Origin of the sequence: Labrys okinawensis, from assembly GCF_047345005.1 — a bacterium.
Taxonomy (GTDB): domain Bacteria; phylum Pseudomonadota; class Alphaproteobacteria; order Rhizobiales; family Labraceae; genus Labrys; species Labrys okinawensis.
Genome location: NZ_CP178864.1, coordinates 2,267,718 through 2,283,183, shown reverse-complemented (window position 1 = coordinate 2,283,183; position 15,466 = coordinate 2,267,718). Strand labels below are relative to the sequence as shown.

The 15,466-nt window shown below is 61.9% G+C and carries 14 protein-coding genes; 6 read left to right on the top strand and 8 right to left on the bottom strand.

Features of this window, described 5'->3' with window-relative positions; all coding sequences use genetic code 11:
* Positions 1–12: 12 nt before the first annotated feature.
* The 3 genes from ACMDCR_RS10745 to ACMDCR_RS10735 all read right to left on the bottom strand — a co-directional run bounded on the left by ACMDCR_RS10745 (position 13) and on the right by ACMDCR_RS10735 (position 2,286).
* Positions 13–858 (bottom strand): alpha/beta fold hydrolase, encoded by an 846-nt coding sequence (locus ACMDCR_RS10745; protein WP_413992518.1) that lies wholly within the window; start codon positions 856–858, stop codon positions 13–15.
* A 106-nt stretch (positions 859–964) separates the two neighbouring features.
* Positions 965–1,537 (bottom strand): TMEM175 family protein, encoded by a 573-nt coding sequence (locus ACMDCR_RS10740; protein ID WP_413992517.1) that lies wholly within the window; start codon positions 1,535–1,537, stop codon positions 965–967.
* Positions 1,538–1,590: 53 nt separating this feature from the next.
* Entirely contained in the window at positions 1,591–2,286 is a 696-nt protein-coding gene (locus ACMDCR_RS10735) for an alpha/beta fold hydrolase (protein ID WP_413992516.1), read from the bottom strand.
* Between the two features lie 163 nt (positions 2,287–2,449).
* Between ACMDCR_RS10735 and ACMDCR_RS10730 the strand changes: the two genes are divergently transcribed.
* Both ACMDCR_RS10730 and ACMDCR_RS10725 read left to right on the top strand, forming a co-directional pair.
* Positions 2,450–3,076 carry a CGNR zinc finger domain-containing protein gene (locus ACMDCR_RS10730; RefSeq protein ID WP_413992515.1) on the top strand — a complete coding sequence of 209 codons (627 nt, stop codon included), beginning with the start codon at positions 2,450–2,452 and terminating at the stop codon, positions 3,074–3,076.
* A gap of 301 nt (positions 3,077–3,377) precedes the next feature.
* Positions 3,378–4,376, top strand: a complete 999-nt coding sequence (locus ACMDCR_RS10725; protein ID WP_413992514.1) for a LacI family DNA-binding transcriptional regulator — start codon at positions 3,378–3,380, stop codon at positions 4,374–4,376.
* 36 nt (positions 4,377–4,412) lie between these two features.
* On the opposite strand, the gene ACMDCR_RS10720 is transcribed toward ACMDCR_RS10725, so the two are convergent.
* The gene (locus ACMDCR_RS10720) at positions 4,413–5,399 is read right to left on the bottom strand and encodes an aldo/keto reductase (RefSeq protein ID WP_413992513.1); all 987 of its coding nucleotides are present in this window, start codon (positions 5,397–5,399) and stop codon (positions 4,413–4,415) included.
* A gap of 318 nt (positions 5,400–5,717) precedes the next feature.
* Here ACMDCR_RS10720 and ACMDCR_RS10715 point away from each other — a divergent pair, with 318 nt between their 5' ends.
* The 4 genes from ACMDCR_RS10715 to ACMDCR_RS10700 all read left to right on the top strand — a co-directional run bounded on the left by ACMDCR_RS10715 (position 5,718) and on the right by ACMDCR_RS10700 (position 10,319).
* Positions 5,718–6,719 (top strand): substrate-binding domain-containing protein, encoded by a 1,002-nt coding sequence (locus ACMDCR_RS10715; RefSeq protein WP_413992512.1) that lies wholly within the window; start codon positions 5,718–5,720, stop codon positions 6,717–6,719.
* Between the two features lie 71 nt (positions 6,720–6,790).
* Positions 6,791–8,317: a sugar ABC transporter ATP-binding protein gene (locus ACMDCR_RS10710; protein ID WP_413992511.1), complete on the top strand. Its 1,527-nt coding sequence runs from the start codon at positions 6,791–6,793 to the stop codon at positions 8,315–8,317.
* The gene (locus tag ACMDCR_RS10705; RefSeq protein WP_413992510.1) at positions 8,314–9,339 is read left to right on the top strand and encodes an ABC transporter permease; all 1,026 of its coding nucleotides are present in this window, start codon (positions 8,314–8,316) and stop codon (positions 9,337–9,339) included. The genes ACMDCR_RS10710 and ACMDCR_RS10705 overlap by 4 nt, the downstream gene beginning before the upstream one ends.
* Positions 9,336–10,319, top strand: a complete 984-nt coding sequence (locus ACMDCR_RS10700) for an ABC transporter permease (protein ID WP_413992509.1) — start codon at positions 9,336–9,338, stop codon at positions 10,317–10,319. Before ACMDCR_RS10705 ends, ACMDCR_RS10700 begins: the two co-directional genes overlap by 4 nt.
* A gap of 25 nt (positions 10,320–10,344) precedes the next feature.
* Here ACMDCR_RS10700 and ACMDCR_RS10695 read toward each other — a convergent pair whose 3' ends face one another.
* The 4 genes from ACMDCR_RS10695 to ACMDCR_RS10680 form a co-directional block, all read right to left on the bottom strand.
* Entirely contained in the window at positions 10,345–11,367 is a 1,023-nt protein-coding gene (locus ACMDCR_RS10695) for an LLM class flavin-dependent oxidoreductase (protein ID WP_413992508.1), read from the bottom strand.
* Positions 11,368–11,554: 187 nt separating this feature from the next.
* Positions 11,555–12,712 carry a substrate-binding domain-containing protein gene (locus ACMDCR_RS10690; RefSeq protein ID WP_413992507.1) on the bottom strand — a complete coding sequence of 386 codons (1,158 nt, stop codon included), beginning with the start codon at positions 12,710–12,712 and terminating at the stop codon, positions 11,555–11,557.
* 71 nt (positions 12,713–12,783) lie between these two features.
* Positions 12,784–13,776, bottom strand: a complete 993-nt coding sequence (locus ACMDCR_RS10685) for an ABC transporter permease (RefSeq protein WP_413992506.1) — start codon at positions 13,774–13,776, stop codon at positions 12,784–12,786.
* A complete protein-coding gene (locus ACMDCR_RS10680) occupies positions 13,773–15,356 on the bottom strand; it encodes a sugar ABC transporter ATP-binding protein (RefSeq protein ID WP_413992505.1) in 1,584 nt (527 codons plus the stop codon). Before ACMDCR_RS10680 ends, ACMDCR_RS10685 begins: the two co-directional genes overlap by 4 nt.
* Positions 15,357–15,466 lie beyond the last annotated feature (110 nt).

Here is a 15,466-nt window from a genome sequence, read left to right as displayed (position 1 = left end):
GGCGTTGCGAGCTCAGGGAGCGAGGAAATCGCGGATGGCGGCGGCGATCTCGGCCGCGTGGGTCTCCAGCGCGAAATGCCCGGTATCGAAGAAGCTTATGACGGCATCCGGAATATCGCGCTTGAAAGCCTCGGCACCCGGCGGCAGGAAGAATGGATCATTCCGGCCCCACACCGCCAGGAAGGGCGGCTTGTGGTCGCGGAAATAGCGCTGGAAGGTGGGATAGAGCGCGACATTGCTGCGGTAGTCGCCGAAGAGGTCGAGCTGCACCTCCTCCACTCCCGGGCGCGCCATGTAGAAGTTGTCGAGCGAATAGCCATCTGGGGAAACCGCATTCGGATCGGCTACGCCGTGGGTGTATTGCCAGACGGTCGTGTCGGGCTTGAGGAAGGCCCGCAGCGCCTCGCGATTTGCCGGCGAAGCGTCCTGCCAATAGGCCCTGATGGGGTTCCAGCCCTCGCTGAGCCCCTCTTCATAGGCGTTGCCGTTCTGCGAGATGATCGCGGTGATGCGCTCCGGATGTTTCACGGCCAGGCGGAAGCCGGTCGGCGCGCCATAGTCGAAAACATAGACGGCATAGCGATCGAAACCCACCACCTCGGTGAAACGATCGATCGCTTCGGCGATCCGCTCGAAACTGTGGCCGCGGCCCGGCAGGTCGGACCGGCCGAAGCCCGGGAGATCGGGCGCAACGATATGGAAGCGGTCCGCCAGCAGCGGGATGAGATCGCGGAACATGTGGCTGGAGGTTGGGAAGCCATGCAGGAGGAGAAGCTTGGGAGCACCCTTCGTTCCCGCTTCCCGGTAGAAGATGTTGAAGCCGTCAACGTCGGCTGTGCGGTAGCTGATGGTCGTCATGGCATTGTCTCCTTTGGGATTAAAGTAACTGTTTCAGATATCTTTAAAGGGTTATCGATGCGGCCTACAACCGTTCCGCCCGATCCCAAGCCGCATGGACGAACGGCTATTTTCCGTGCGTGACGAGGGCCTCTGGCCGCAGATAAAGAGCAAGGGCGCAGCAGATCAGGAGGAAGCCCAGAAGCGGCAAGGCTGATGCCGTCACGGCTGCCAGGGCGAAGAGAGCGACGCCGCCCAGCGTTCGCCGCCGCGCTATGTGCCGCGCATGGTGCGAGACGGCGCTGGCATCGGCCTGGACGAAGACCTCGCGCTCGAAAAGGAGGTAGGCCACGTTCACCAGGACGAAGACGCCGGCGTAGACGGCGACCGGCACCGGCGCGAGATCGGTCCTCGCCATCCAGGCGGTGGTGAAGGGCAGGAGCGACACCAGGAACAGATGGGCAAAATTGATCCAGATCAGGCGCGGCGAGGCGAAACGCACCAGATGCAGCAGATGATGGTGGTTCACCCAGATGATCGCGATGAACAGATAGCTTAGCAGATAGCTCGCCGCCGTCGGCCAGAGCGGCAGGATCGCCGCAAGGCTGGCTTCCTCCGGGGCCTTGAGTTCCAGCGCCAGGATCGTGATGATCACCGCGATCATGCCGTCCGAAAAGGCGCTGACCCGCTCCGTCGTCATTCGCCGCTCTTGCATTGGCCTCACTCCCCTTCCGCGTCCTCAAAGAGCTGGGATCAGGCCGCCGCCACCGCCCCTACTGCCTCGCGAATGATGTCGACGACCACGGCAGGAGCCGTTACCAGCGGGGTATGATCGACCGGACGGGCGTGGATATGGGCGTTCATCCGCCTGGCCATGAAGCGCTGGGTCTCCTCGACGATCATGTGGTCCTGTTCGGCAATCAGGAACCAGGCCGGCCGGTCCTTCCAGAGCGGCCTGTCGACGGCAACCGTGATGCAGGCCGGCGAGATCGGCCGTTGCACCGCTGCCAGCAATCTTTGCTCCTCCTTTGATGCATTCTGGGCGAAGGCCGCGGAGAAGGCGTCATCCGGCAGATAGATCAGCCCGTGGCTGTCGGGGGCGAGCTTCGGTGCCTGCGGATGCGGCTCGGCGCGATAGAAGACATCGGCGACCGTCTCGCCCTCGTCGGGAGCCAGCGCCGCGACATAGACGAGCGCCCTCACCTTCTCGCTGCGCGTTGCCGCAATGACCGCCCCGGCATAGGCATGGCCCACGAGCACCACCGGCCCCGTGACTCGCTCCAGCGTACGGTCGAGCGCCGCCACATCGTCGGCGAAGGAGGTCAGCGGCAGGGGAGCTGCCGTCACCTTCAGGCCATCGGCCGCCAATGGCGCAATGACTTTCGCCCAGCTCGATCCATCAGCCCAGGCGCCATGTACCAGCACGATGGTCACATTGGTTGCAGGCATCTCCGCTCTCCTCTCGCGTGAATTTGATAACCTCTCTGATCGCTTTAATATGGTTACTAAGAAAAGTCGTAACTTGTCAAGATGCCCCGAAGAGGTTATTTGTTGCGGCAGGTTTGGAGGGCGGCCGGATCCGCGGGACGGAAGGGCCGGAAGAGGAGTTGTGATGGCGCATCGTTACCCAGCGATTTTCGTTGCTGACGCACTCGGACTGGATTTCCTGAATTCAATCGCCACGCCGGTCGATACCACCATCGAGTGGCTCGATGATGGCGAGGGCTTGTTGAACTGGCTGGAGCAGGCGAGGCTTGCACCATCGGCCGCGCTCGATGCGATCCGGGCGCAGGCTCTGCCGGGCGAGCTTGACAGGGTGGCCGAACAGGTGCGGAATCTGCGTGAATGGTTCAGGGGCTTCGTGCGCGGCCACAAGGGCCGGCCGCTGCCGGCCGAAAGTCTCGCCGAGCTCGAGCCGCTGAACCGCCTCATGGAGCGGGACGAGGCCTTCGGCCGGATCGCTCTTCGCAACTCAACCGGCACCGCCGGCTTGGAGCTGCAATCCCTGCGCAAGTGGCGCACGCCCGAATCCCTGCTACAGCCGATCGGCGAGGCCCTCGCGCGTTTCGTCTGCACGGAGGATTTCACCCATGTAAAAGCCTGCGAAGGCCCGGCCTGCACCTTGCTCTTCGCCGACCACACTCGCGGCCACGCCCGGCGCTGGTGCAGCATGGCGATCTGCGGCAACCGCGCCAAGCAGGCCGCCCACCGTCAGCGCCTGAAGGCGCAGCAGCATTGAGCGGCCAGGCCGACGCCGCCCCAGTAGCCGGCTAAGCGAAGACATCGTAACCTGCTCGATGCAGGGACCGCGATCTCGCATACAAGACGATCGGGAGACTTCGGCAGTTTCCCGATCTGACATCCCCCGCGAAGCGGATTCCCCGCCATGTGTTAGCGTTATCATTCGGCAGTAAGGCCAGTTTCTATCTGAACTATTGATATTACGCTATTATTTGTGGATGCTGAGCCCGTCGACAAATTGAAGTCATCCAATTTCCTTCAATTTCTAGATAGCGTTATCGTTCCGATGGGAGCCCGCGATGCAAAGACATGCGACTTTGGCGGATGTTGCAGCCAAGGCGGGCGTGTCTCCCATGACCGTCTCGCGCATCATCAACGGGCGGAACGGCGCCAGCGCGGCAACGAAAGAGCGCGTCCTGGCGGCTGTTCGTGAACTCGACTACCGGCCGAACACCCTCGCAAAAGGATTGAAGATCGATCGCTCCGGCATTGTCGGCCTGATCGTCCCCGATATTGTAAATCCTTTCTTTCCGGAAATCATAAGAGGTGCCGAACTTGCGGCGCGCCCCGCCGGCTACACGCTGTTGTGCTGCAATGTCGTGGAGGATCCCGCTCGTGAGGAGGAGGTTCTCGAAACGCTGCTGAACCGGCGTGTCGACGGCGTCATCATCTGCAGCGCGCGGATGAGCGACAAACGGCTCTTCGACTCGGTCAAGCGCTGCAAGGCCGCCGTGCTGATCAATCGGTCGGCTCCCAAGAGCATCGCCGGCACGATCGAGGTCGACTACCGGCGCGGCATGATTGCGGCTATCGACCATTTGGTCAGGAATGGTCGCCGGCACATTGCCTATGCGGGTGGCCACGCAACCTCAAGAGGAGATCAGCAGCGTCGCCAAGGCATCCTGCAGGCGCTCGACAGCCATGGCCTGGAACTCGTGCTGGATGTCCCCTGCTCTCCCGATATTCAGGGCGGGGTTGCGGGAGCGACGGCGCTCCTCGACAGCGGCAAGCAGATCGATGCGATCATCTGCTACAATGACCTGATCGCGATCGGCCTGCTCGGAGTCCTGAAGGAGCGTTCGATTGCCGTTCCCCATGACATTGCGATGATCGGGTGCGACGACATCCTTGCCGCCTCGCTCGTCAACCCCCCGCTCTCGACTCTGCGGGTTGCCAAGGAGGATCTCGGCGCCGCCGCGATGCGGATGCTCATCGATCGCATCGACCAGCGACACATCCAGCAAGGGATCGTCATCGAGCCGGAACTCGTGCTGCGTGCCTCGACCGAAGGGGCCTGACAAGAGGACGCCAGGCCCCGTAAAGGTGCCCGCAGATCACCAGCGCTGATGAACGAACGGCCGGACATCCGCATCATAGATCGCGCGGATCTGTGCCATCGCCTCATCGGAGATGGGCGGCAGGGCGGATGCGGCCGCATTGGACCGGGCCTGCGCGACGGTACGCGCCCCTGGAATGACGACACTCACGGCATCGAACATCAGGATCCACCGCAGCGCGAACTGCGCCATGGTCTCGCTGCCGTTCACCAGGGGGCGGATCTTTTCCACGACATCCAGGCCCTGCTCATAAGGCATGCCCGAGAATGTCTCGCCGACATCGAAGAACTCGCCATTGCGGTTGAAATTGCGGTGATCCTCCTTCTCAAAGACAGACGAACGGCTGAACTTCCCCGAGAGGAGACCGCTGGCGAGAGGAACTCGGGCGATCACGGCGACATTCTTCTTTTTGGCAAGCTCGAAGAACAACTCGATCGGCCGCTGGCGAAGAATGTTGAAAATGATCTGCACGCTCGCAACGTTGGGATACTCGATCGCCTTGATGGCCTCCTCGATCTTCTCGACACTGACGCCGTAGTTGCGGATGAGTTTCTCCTCGACCAGACGGTCCAATGCTTCGAACACCTCCTGGTGATAGTAGAGATCTGTCGGAGGACAATGAAGCTGTACGAGGTCGAGAATATCGGTCTCCAGATAGTCGCGGCTGCGCCTTATCCAATCGCGCAGATTGGCCAGGGTGTAGCCGGCCGTGACCTGCGAGGGCAGCCGCTTGCCCGCCTTCGTTGCGATGTAGGGGCGTTCGCTGCGACCACGCAGCGCCTGTGCTATCAGCTTCTCGGACCGGCCGTCGCCATAAACGTCGGCGGTATCGATGAAGGTGACGCCGAGATCCAGCGAACTCGTTATGGCGCTCATCGCCTCCGTGTCATCGACCGCCGTCCATTGCGCGCCTCCGATGCCCCATGAACCGAAGCCGATCTCGCTGACGAGGCGCCCCGTGCGTCCAAATAGTCTCTGCTTCATCGAACCATGTCCCAGCCCTTCGTGATTGGGATATCGATAACATAGCTTGGCGATTTCACAATGGACCGCTGCCTTCCAAATTTCACGTTTTCGCGCTGAGCATCGCGTTGCGTCATCAATATCAGGCCCAACCTTGGGGATCTCGATCTCGGTTCGCACGATATTGACACGATAACGATAACGTGCAACCGATTGGAAACGTCAACAAAAGCAATCCGGCGCCCGGTATTCGGGTAAGCCTGTGACGGGATAGGTCGACGGGCGACTGAAGATGCGCCAGCGAGCTGAATGTCGACCAAACAGATGGGAGGGAGCTTGATGTCCAGGAATCTCAGGCACGTCTTATTGGCGGGAGCGCTCATTGCCTTCGCGCTGCCCTCGGTCGTCCTGGCCGATGATTTCAAGTTGGGAATGGTGATCAAGTCCACCACCAACCCCTATTACAACGCGACACTTGCCGGCGCGAAGATTGCCGCGCAGGAGACGGGCGGAGAGGTCGACAATTACGGACCGACCGAGTCCAGCGCCAAGGCCCAGGTCGACATCATCAATAGCCTCGCGGATCGGCGCGTAACGGCTATCGCGGTCGCACCCAGCGATCCAGATGCCGTCGTGCCCGCCATGCAACGGGCGGCGAAGCTCGGTGCAAAGGTCGTTACGTTCGACGCGGACGCGTCAGGCGGCCGATCCTTCTTCGTCAACCAGGCCACCAGCGATTCCATTGGCCGTTTCGGCGCGCAATTGCTGATCCGTGAACTCGGGCCGGATCCCAAGGGCGAGGTGGCGGTCGTGTCTGCCCAGCCGACCGCGGCTAACCAGAACCTGTGGATCGAGGCCTTCAAGGACGAGGTTTCGAAATATCCCGGGCTCAAGGTGGTCGACACCGTCTATGGTTACGACAACGAACAGAAGGCTTTCGATGCCACGGTCGCCCTGACGACCAAGCATCCCAATCTTGCCGGCATCTTTGCACCCACCTGCCCGGGTCTTCCCGCCGTGGCAAGGGCGCTGGAAAGCGTCGACAAGGGGCATGGCAAGATCAAGCTTTCGGGAAACTGCGTACCAAGCATTACCTCCAAATACATGCTCGATGGCACCATCGGAGGGTTTTATCTTTGGGATCCCAGCAAACTTGGCTATGTTACCTATTATGCGGCGAAGGCGCTCGTCGACGGAAAGATCACTGGAAAACCCGGCGATTCATTCGTGATCGACAAAGGCAAATGGCCTGGAACCTACACGATCGGCCAGGACGGGCAGATCATTACGGGCAAGCCTGTCGAGTTTACCAAGGATAATTACAAGGACTTCAATTTCTAGAGTGCCAGAAGGGGCGGATCTTGCTGATCCGCCCCCAGCAAATCGCAAGACGCTTAAAGAGTGCATCTACCTTGACCGTACCGGTGCTCGATCTGCAGCACGTCAGTAAGCGTTTCGGTGCCATCGATGTACTCGTCGATGTCAGCTTGGCCTTGTGGCCAGGCCGCGTGCATGCCCTCGCCGGCGAAAACGGTGCTGGCAAGAGCACGCTGGTGAAGATCATAGGCGGCGTCCACCAGCCCAACGCGGGACAGATCCTGAAAGAGGGCCAGCCCCTCAAGCTGCTGTCTCCCCTGGAAAGCCGGCGTCAGGGGATTGCCGTGGTGCACCAGCACCCTGCCCTTTTCCCCGATTTGACCGTCGCCGAAAATGTCTTCATCGGCCATCAGCCCCGGCGCAATGGCAGGATCGACTGGCGCTATATGAATGCCCGCGCCCGGGAACTCCTGGCGCAACTCGACGTGGCCTTCGATGTCGACACCCCCGTCAAGCATCTTGGCGTTTCCGAGCGGCAGGCGATCGAAGTCGCACGCGCGCTTGCCATCGACGCCCGCGTTCTTGTCCTGGACGAGCCGACCTCCGCGCTCTCGGGGACAGAGGTCATCAGACTCTTCGACCTTGTCGGCAGGCTGAAGCAAAGAGGCGTAGCGGTCTTGTTCGTGACCCATTTCCTTGATGAAATCATGAAGTTCAGCGACGACGTGACCGTGCTGCGTTCGGGCCGGCATGTGGTGACCAGCCCGACCGAAACCTTCACGCCCGAAACGATCGTCAGGGCGATGATCGGGACGAAACTCGAGTCTTTCTTTCCCAAGCAGGAGGCCGAGATCGGCAAGCCGGTCCTGAGCGTGCGGGGCCTGTCTGGTGCGGGATTCGTGACAGATGTCGACTTCGAGGTCCGTACCGGCGAAATCCTCGGCTTCTTTGGCCTGGTGGGGGCCGGCCGTTCTGAAATCGCCAGCATGCTGTTCGGCATCATCAGGCCGGACGCAGGTACGATCACCTTGGGAGGCGAACAGATCGAGCTTCGTTCTCCGCGCCAGGCCATCCGCGAGGGCATCTCGCTCGTACCTGAGGACCGTCACAAGCAAGGGCTCGTATTGCCCTTCTCCATCCGTGCAAACGAGACCCTGCCTATGCTCGGCGCCCTTTCCGGCCTGCTTGGCCGCATCGATGGCGCGCGCGAGGAGACGGTTGCGCGGGACTACGCCCAGCGCATGCGGGTCGTCGCTTCCAGTGTCGAGCAGGCCGCCGGCACGCTCTCGGGCGGAAACCAGCAGAAGGTCCTGCTCGCCAAGTGGCTCATGCCCACCCCCCGCCTGTTGATCCTGGATGAACCCACCCGCGGTATCGATGTCGGTGCAAAGTCCGAGATCCACCGCGCCATTTCGCAATTGGCGACGACCGGCATGTCGATCATCATGATCAGCGACGACGCCGAGGAACTGATCGGCATGGCAGACCGCATTCTCGTCTTTCGCGGCGGGCGGATCACGGCCTCCTTCGACCGCGGCACCTTTGATCGCGAGAAAATACTGTTGGCGGCGGCGCATGAGGTTCTCATCGGGGCGTCCGGCAAGAAAGCGAGCACCGGATGACCGAGCAGGCACGACAAGCCTCGGCCGGGCAGAGCCGTCGTTCCCTGAGCCGTCTATGGCTTGCCTCGCGGGAAGCCAAGCTCCTGCTGGCGCTGCTGCTTATATGCAGCGCGATTTCGGTGCGCGAGCCGCGTTTCCTGGATCTGGACAACCTCGAACAGGTTGCGCTTTCGGGGACGCTCGTCTGCATGGTCGCACTCGGCCAGGCCCTCCTGATCGTCGGTCGCCAGATCGACTTGTCCGTCGGAGCCATGGTTGCCGCGAGCGCTTTCGTGTCGGCCGACTGGCTGGCTGCCCATCCCGATGGATCGCTGATCTTCGTTTTCCTGATCGGCATCTCGATCGGCCTGTTGCTGGGCGCCGGAAATGCCGTGCTGGTCGCCGGTCTTCGCATTCCCGCCATCGTGGCGACGCTCGGAACGCTTGCCATCTATCGCGGTGGCATCATCGTCTATGCAGGCGGGCGCCAGATTTCGGCGACTGTCCTGCCGGACAGCTACGGCAATATCGCCCAGATGCATATTGGCGGCCAGTCGCCCCTGGTATGGACAACGCTGGCCCTTGTTGTGATCCTCGGCTGGCTTGCCCGCTTCACGAGGACGGGACGGAATGTCTACGCCATCGGCAGCAATACCGAGGGAGCGGAGTTTGCGGGTATCGGCGTGCGCCGCCACATCGCCTATCTCTTCGTTCTTTCCGGCGGTCTCTGCGGATTGACGGGTGTGCTTTGGGGTGCACGCTTCGGCACGGTCGATGCCATCATTGCGCCCGATCTGCAGTTGCAGACCATCTCTGCAGCCGTCGTGGGCGGCGTCAGCATTTTCGGTGGCAGTGGTTCCGTCTACGGCGCGGCAATCGGCGCGGCAATCTTTGTTGTGCTGCAGAATGGTGTCCAATTGCTGGGTCTCGACCAGTTCTGGATTCCGGCCCTGCTCGGAGCCGCCATTCTGGCCACGGTGATCTTCTACAGCCAGTTGACGCGAAGGTCCGAGACGTCGCGGAGCAGAAAGGGAACACCATGAAGGCGCCACCCTGGCTGCTGAGATGGGAGACGTTCCTCCTTGTCACGTTGATCGTGGTCCTGATCCTTGGCGGCGGCGCCTCCAAGTATTTCTTCACGGCGTCGAACTTCTCCATCGCCCTTGCCGGGACGGTGCCCGTGGCGCTCATCGCGCTGCCCATGACATTGGTCATCATTACGGGGGAGATCGATATCTCGGTTGGATCCATCGTTGGATTATGTGCCTCGGTCATGGCCGTATGCCTCGAGCACCAATGGCCGGTCGAGCTCGCAATGTTAGCCGGCCTCGTGGTGGGCACCCTGGCTGGCCTGTTCAATGGCGCCGTCATCGTGGGCTTCGGCCTGCCATCGCTGGTCGTGACCATCGGCACGTTGGCCCTCTATCGAGGCATCGCCCAGATCATCCTCAAGGAGCGCGGCGTCAACAGCTTTCCGGACTGGTATCAAAACATCGGCTTCGGCACGATCGGCGACACGCCCATTCCCTGGAGCATCCTCATCTTCCTGGCCCTTTTCGCCGGCTTTGGCTTCTTTCTGCACTTCACGCGCGGCGGGAGGTCGATCTATGCGATCGGCAACAACAAGGAGGCTTCGCGCTATTCCGGAATCTTCGTGGAACGGGCGATGGTCAGTGTCTTCGTCGCGTCGGGCACGGTATCGGCGATCGCAGCGATCGTATTGACGGCCTACCTCGCCAGCGCTCGATCGGACACGGCAGTTGGGCTTGAACTCCAGGTGATCACGGCCGTGGTGCTCGGTGGCGTCAACATCTTTGGCGGGTCGGGCAGCCTCGTCGGCGTGCTGCTCGCCCTCCTCGTCCTCGCCTTCGTCAAGAACGCACTGGGCCTGGTCGGCATGACGCCGGAACAGCAGGATATCGTCACCGGAGCGGTTCTCGTCGGCACGCTCATTGTTTTTGGCGCCTCGCGCGGGCTAGGCCAACTCGGCTCCCTGATCGTTCGCCAGCGTGGCGGCAGATAAGTTTCCAACAGCCTGAGCAGCCGGATCAGCGCCAGCCGAGGGCCGGCGCGACATGGGTGAGGATCGCCTCGATGACATGGGCATTATAGGCGACGCCCAACTGGTTGGGGACGGTCAGCAGCAAGGTGTCGGCCTCGGCAATAGCCTCGTCCTTTTTCAATTGCTCAATGAGAACATCCGGCTCGGCCGCGTAGCTACGGCCGAAGATCGCCCGGGTCTTCTCATCGATGAACCCGATCTGATCCTGCTGGCCGTCGTCGCGTCCGAAGTAGGCACGATCGCGGTCATCCACCAGCGCGAAGATGCTGCGGCTGACCGAGACCCGCGGCTCGCGCGTATGGCCGGCCTCCTTCCAGGCGGCGCGGAAGGCCCGGATCTGGGCGGCCTGCTGGATGTGAAAAGCCTCTCCGGTCTCGTCGTCCTTCAAGGTCGAGCTTTGTAGGTTCACCCCGAGCTTCGCGGCCCAGACCGCCGTTGCATTGGAGCCGGCGCCCCACCAGATCCGGTCGCGCAACCCTTCCGAATAGGGCTCAGGACGCAGCAGGCCAGGGGGATTTGCGAACATCGGCCGTGGATTGGGCTGGGCGAAACCCTCGCCACGCAACACGTTGAGAAACACCTCCGCATGGCTCCGCCCCATGTCGGCGTCACTCTGGCCCTCGGCCGGAGCGTAGCCGAAATAGCGCCAGCCATCGATCACCTGCTCGGGCGATCCCCGGCTGATGCCCAATTGCAGGCGGCCTCCGGCGATGAGATCGGCTGCGCCGGCATCCTCGGCCATGTAGAGCGGGTTCTCGTAGCGCATGTCGATGATCGCAGTCCCGATCTCGATGCGGCTGGTCCTGGCCCCCACGGCCGCCAGAAGCGGGAAAGGCGAGGCAAGCTGGCGGGCGAAATGGTGCACGCGGAAATAGGCACCATCCGCACCCAGGCCCTCCGCCGCGACGGCGAGATCGATGGATTGCAGGAGCGCATCCGCCGCCGAGCGTGTCTGCGACTGCTGTGAGGGAGTCCAGTGCCCGAACGAGAGAAAACCGATCTTCTTCATGAAAAACCACCTGAGGAATAATGGATGGAACGAGGTAGACGATAATGAGACGGGACTAAACACCTGCATCTGGCGATTTCGTCGGCCGGCAATAGAAAAGCCGCCTTGCGGCGGCTTTTTGTGAGTCCATGTGGCGACGCGAGCCCGAGCACGGCAGAAACGACTGCCGCGCCGGCGCTTCGCCGCTTCAGTTGCAGGCAGGCTTGGCGCCATTGCAGGCGTCCAGAAGCTCCTGGGGCGGGTCCTTGTGGAACACCGTCTTGTAGGATTCGAGAACATTCGACTGGACGACCGGCAGCGACTGGACACCAACCCACGCCGGCGGCGTCTGTCCGATGAGTGCCTTCATCATCGCCAGTGCTTCCGCTACGCCCTGGTCGTAGGGGCGCTGGGAGCCGGTCGCTTTCAACGGGCCTCCCTTGGCAATCTCGATCGCCGACTGCAGTCCGAGATCGACGGTGGTGATGGGAATGTCGATACCCTGGGCCCGCATGGAGGAGAGGGTATCCAGCGCCGGCTGATCCCACACCGCAAACAGCCCCTTGATATCAGGATTGCCCGTCAGGAAGTCGCCTGCGATCTGCGATACCTTGGAGGGATCGGTAAAATCCACCTGCTTCATCACGATGTCAGGCCGGTTCGCCTTCATCCAGGCGCTGACGCCCTTGGTCCGCTCATTGGTGCTGAAGTAGTCGACGCCGAAATTCACCAGCCCGATGGTTCCGCCCTTCGGCACGCAGGACGACAGGATCTGCGCGGCGATCTGGCCATTGCCCTGGCTATCGGCCGAGATCATCGCTGCAAAATCGTCGGGATGTTTCAATCCGGTCGGAATGCTATCCATGAAGACGAGCTTGATGCCGGCCTGGCCGACCTTCTTGTAGGTTGGCGCGGTCGCGGTAAAGTCCACCGGAATCGAGATGATCCCGTTTGGGTGCTGCTGGATCGTGTTCTCGATATCGGCAATCTGCTTGTCGACCTGATATTCGGCCGATGCAACACCCGTGACGGTCACGCCATATTTGTTCAGCGTATCGGTGATGCCTTGAACCTGCAGTTGGGACCAGTCGAGATTCACCGTCTGCATGGAGATGCCGACCTTGAAATTCCCCGCCTTGACTTTCGCCGCTTCGTCATTGCTGAGCGCCAGCACCTCCGGCGAGGCCGCCGTCTCGCCATGCGGTCCCTGGCCAACGATGCCTTTGGGGCCGAGGGTCGCCAGATCGACGCCCTTGACGCAGGTATCGGGGACCTGCGCGAAGCTCACCGAGGTTGAAAAAGCAACGGCGCTGGCGGCTGCAATGGCATAACCCAGGATTACGCCGACGCGTTCACAGGACTTCATGATCTTCCTCCCTTGAATAAGTTTTTCTATTTCTTCCGACTAATTGCCCTGCCACTCACAGGGTTACGCCACTATCTTCGCGTGAAGGCGACGGCCGCGACGATGATCGCGCCCTTGATGACGAGTTGAAGCGATGAACTCACGCCGAGGAGCACGAGGCCGTTGTTGAGGGTGCCGATGATCAGGCTCCCAAGCAGCGTGCCGAGAACGAAGCCCCGCCCCCCGAACAGGCTGCAGCCACCGAGGATCACCGATGCGATGACGTCGAGTTCCATGCCCTGGACGACATCGGGCCGGGCGGCGTGAGACCGGGCGGAGAGCACAAGAGACGCCAGGCCCGCCAGCATTCCGGTCATCACGAACGCCAGCGTCGTCACATGCTTGATGTAGACGCCGGAATAGAGAGCTGCCGTCGGATTGCCGCCGGCGGCATAGATGCGCCGGCCGTAGACCGTGAAATGAAGCAGGAGAATACCGCCCACCACCACCGCGGCCGTCCAGATGATCGGCGCCGGAACGCCCAGCACCGACCCTTCCCCGAAAATGGCGAAGTAGTACTCGTTCGTGATGATCACCGGCTTCGTGTTCGTCACCATCAAGGCGAGGCCGCGGGCGGCGCTGAGGGTGCCGAGCGTCACCAGGAAAGAGGGAATGCTGAGCTGGGTTGTCAGGAGGCCGTTGATCAGTCCTATCACGGCGCCGGTGCCGAGCCCGGCGACGGCGCCGACGATCCAGCTGTTGTAGAGGAACGACATCGCCAGTGCGGCGGCCATGCCGGAAAGCGCCAGCGTCGAAGCAACCGACAGATCGATCTGCCGGGCGATGATCACGAACGTCATCCCCACGGCGATGATCGACACCAGCGTCGTCTGCCGCCCGATGTTGAGGAAATTGTCGACGGACAGGAACCAGGGCGAGGCGAAACTGAAGACCACCAGCATGACGGCGAAGGCGATATACAGCATATAGGGCCGCTCGCCGCGAAGCAGATGCCTCAGGAAGATGCGCCTGCGAGCCTGGGCGTTGCCGGGAGTTCCATCGGTGGCCGGCTGGGTCTGTGTCATGCTGCCTGCTCAGTCGCTTGCTGGGTCTGAAGAAGGTGATGGAGAGCCTCGGCGCTCCCCAGATCAGCACGCGGCACCGCGCGCAGGGTGCGCCCGTTGACGACGATCGAGATGCGATCGCACAAGGCGAGAAGTTCGCTCAGGTCAGACGACACCAGAAGCACACCCGTTCCGGAAGCCGCCGCATCCTGGATAACGCCGTATATTTCCTCGCGGGCGCCCACATCGACACCGACGGTCGGCTCGTCGAGCAGCAGGATCCGGGGCCGAGGCTCGTTCCATTTGCCGAAAACGACCTTCTGCTGATTGCCTCCGGACAGGTTCTTCACATAGGTCCCAGGCCCGGGCGCCTTTACCGACAATTGCGAAACGGCCTTCCGCGCCCGGACCAGGGCAGCCGAAGCCTGGAACCAGCCCCATTTCGAAAGGGCGGGCAGGCGAGGCAGCGTCAAGTTGCGCTCGATGGTGTGTTCGAGCACCAGGCCTTGCACATGCCGGTCCTCCGGCACCAGCGCCATGCCGAGACGAATTGCGGTCGCCGCATCGAGATGTTCCATGCGCGAGCCGGCAACGAGGAGCTCGCCGCCCACCACCGGCCTCAGTCCGAAGATGGTCTCGAGAATCTCGGTCCGGCCGCTGCCGATCAATCCGGCGAGGCCATGGATCTCCCCACGATTGATCGTGAGGTCCACCCCTTTCAAACGATCGTTTCGAACGCCGCGCAATTCCACCGCGGCAGCCTCAGGAGACGGTAGGTTCGCCGCAGTTGCCGTCCTCCGGCTTTCGCCCTCGCGCAAAGCATGGCCTGACTTCATCTGCTTGGACCCGACGATCGCGCTCACCAACTGGGCCATGTCGGTCTTCGCCGTCTCGAACGTTCCGGCATTGGCTCCGTCCCGGAACACGGTAACGCGATGCGAGATGCGGAAGACCTCGTTCAGGCGATGCGTCACATAGATGACGCCCACCCCGCGGGCCGTTACGGTACGGATGGCATCGAAGAGGATCTTCTCCTCGTCATCGGTCAGGGCGGACGTCGGCTCGTCGAGGATGAGCAGCCGCACCTTCCCCATGAGCGCCTTGGCGATCTCGGTCATCTGCCGATAGGCGAAGGGCAGCGACCCGAGCGTGGCACGAGCGTTGAGGGGGATCTTGTGGGCTTTGAGGAACGCCTCGGCTTCTGCCAGCAATTCCCGTTTCTTCAGAAAGCCGAAGCGCGTTCTCGGCTCGCGTCCGAGCAGCAGATTATCGGCGACCGTCAGCGACTCCACCAGGCTTAGATCCTGGTAGACGACCGCGACCCCGGCGTCACGGGACTGTGCCGTCGAGTCGAACGAGACCGCTTCTCCTTCGATTTCGATGGTCCCGGCATCCTGTCTCTGCACTCCGCTGAGGATCTTGATGAGGGTCGATTTGCCGGCGCCATTCTCGCCGAGCAGCGCATGGACCTCTCCATGCAGGATCTCCAGGTCGACGCCGAGCAGGGCACGAACGCCGCCAAAGCTCTTGGCGATGCCGGTCGCCTTCAGCAAGGGCGGCCCTTCGAGAGGCTCGCGCACCATCCGATCCTGTTCAGTCATGGTGCGTCCGGCCGCCTCCCGGAGATGGGCGTACCTCGACGCCGATCTCGAAAAATGAGATTTGCCTTACTTTTTTTGTGACTTTTCCATCACGACAGTCAAAAGTCAAT

Excerpts from the sequence above, each read along its gene's own strand:
- ACMDCR_RS10745 (WP_413992518.1), bottom strand. The coding sequence starts at position 858 with ATGACGACCATCAGCTACCGCACAGCCGACGTTGACGGCTTCAACATC.
- ACMDCR_RS10740 (WP_413992517.1), bottom strand. The coding sequence starts at position 1,537 with ATGACGACGGAGCGGGTCAGCGCCTTTTCGGACGGCATGATCGCGGTG.
- ACMDCR_RS10735 (WP_413992516.1), bottom strand. The coding sequence starts at position 2,286 with ATGCCTGCAACCAATGTGACCATCGTGCTGGTACATGGCGCCTGGGCT.
- ACMDCR_RS10730 (WP_413992515.1), top strand. The coding sequence starts at position 2,450 with ATGGCGCATCGTTACCCAGCGATTTTCGTTGCTGACGCACTCGGACTG.
- ACMDCR_RS10725 (WP_413992514.1), top strand. The coding sequence starts at position 3,378 with ATGCAAAGACATGCGACTTTGGCGGATGTTGCAGCCAAGGCGGGCGTG.
- ACMDCR_RS10720 (WP_413992513.1), bottom strand. The coding sequence starts at position 5,399 with ATGAAGCAGAGACTATTTGGACGCACGGGGCGCCTCGTCAGCGAGATC.
- ACMDCR_RS10715 (WP_413992512.1), top strand. The coding sequence starts at position 5,718 with ATGTCCAGGAATCTCAGGCACGTCTTATTGGCGGGAGCGCTCATTGCC.
- ACMDCR_RS10705 (WP_413992510.1), top strand. The coding sequence starts at position 8,314 with ATGACCGAGCAGGCACGACAAGCCTCGGCCGGGCAGAGCCGTCGTTCC.
- ACMDCR_RS10700 (WP_413992509.1), top strand. The coding sequence starts at position 9,336 with ATGAAGGCGCCACCCTGGCTGCTGAGATGGGAGACGTTCCTCCTTGTC.
- ACMDCR_RS10695 (WP_413992508.1), bottom strand. The coding sequence starts at position 11,367 with ATGAAGAAGATCGGTTTTCTCTCGTTCGGGCACTGGACTCCCTCACAG.
- ACMDCR_RS10690 (WP_413992507.1), bottom strand. The coding sequence starts at position 12,712 with ATGAAGTCCTGTGAACGCGTCGGCGTAATCCTGGGTTATGCCATTGCA.
- ACMDCR_RS10685 (WP_413992506.1), bottom strand. The coding sequence starts at position 13,776 with ATGACACAGACCCAGCCGGCCACCGATGGAACTCCCGGCAACGCCCAG.
- ACMDCR_RS10680 (WP_413992505.1), bottom strand. The coding sequence starts at position 15,356 with ATGACTGAACAGGATCGGATGGTGCGCGAGCCTCTCGAAGGGCCGCCC.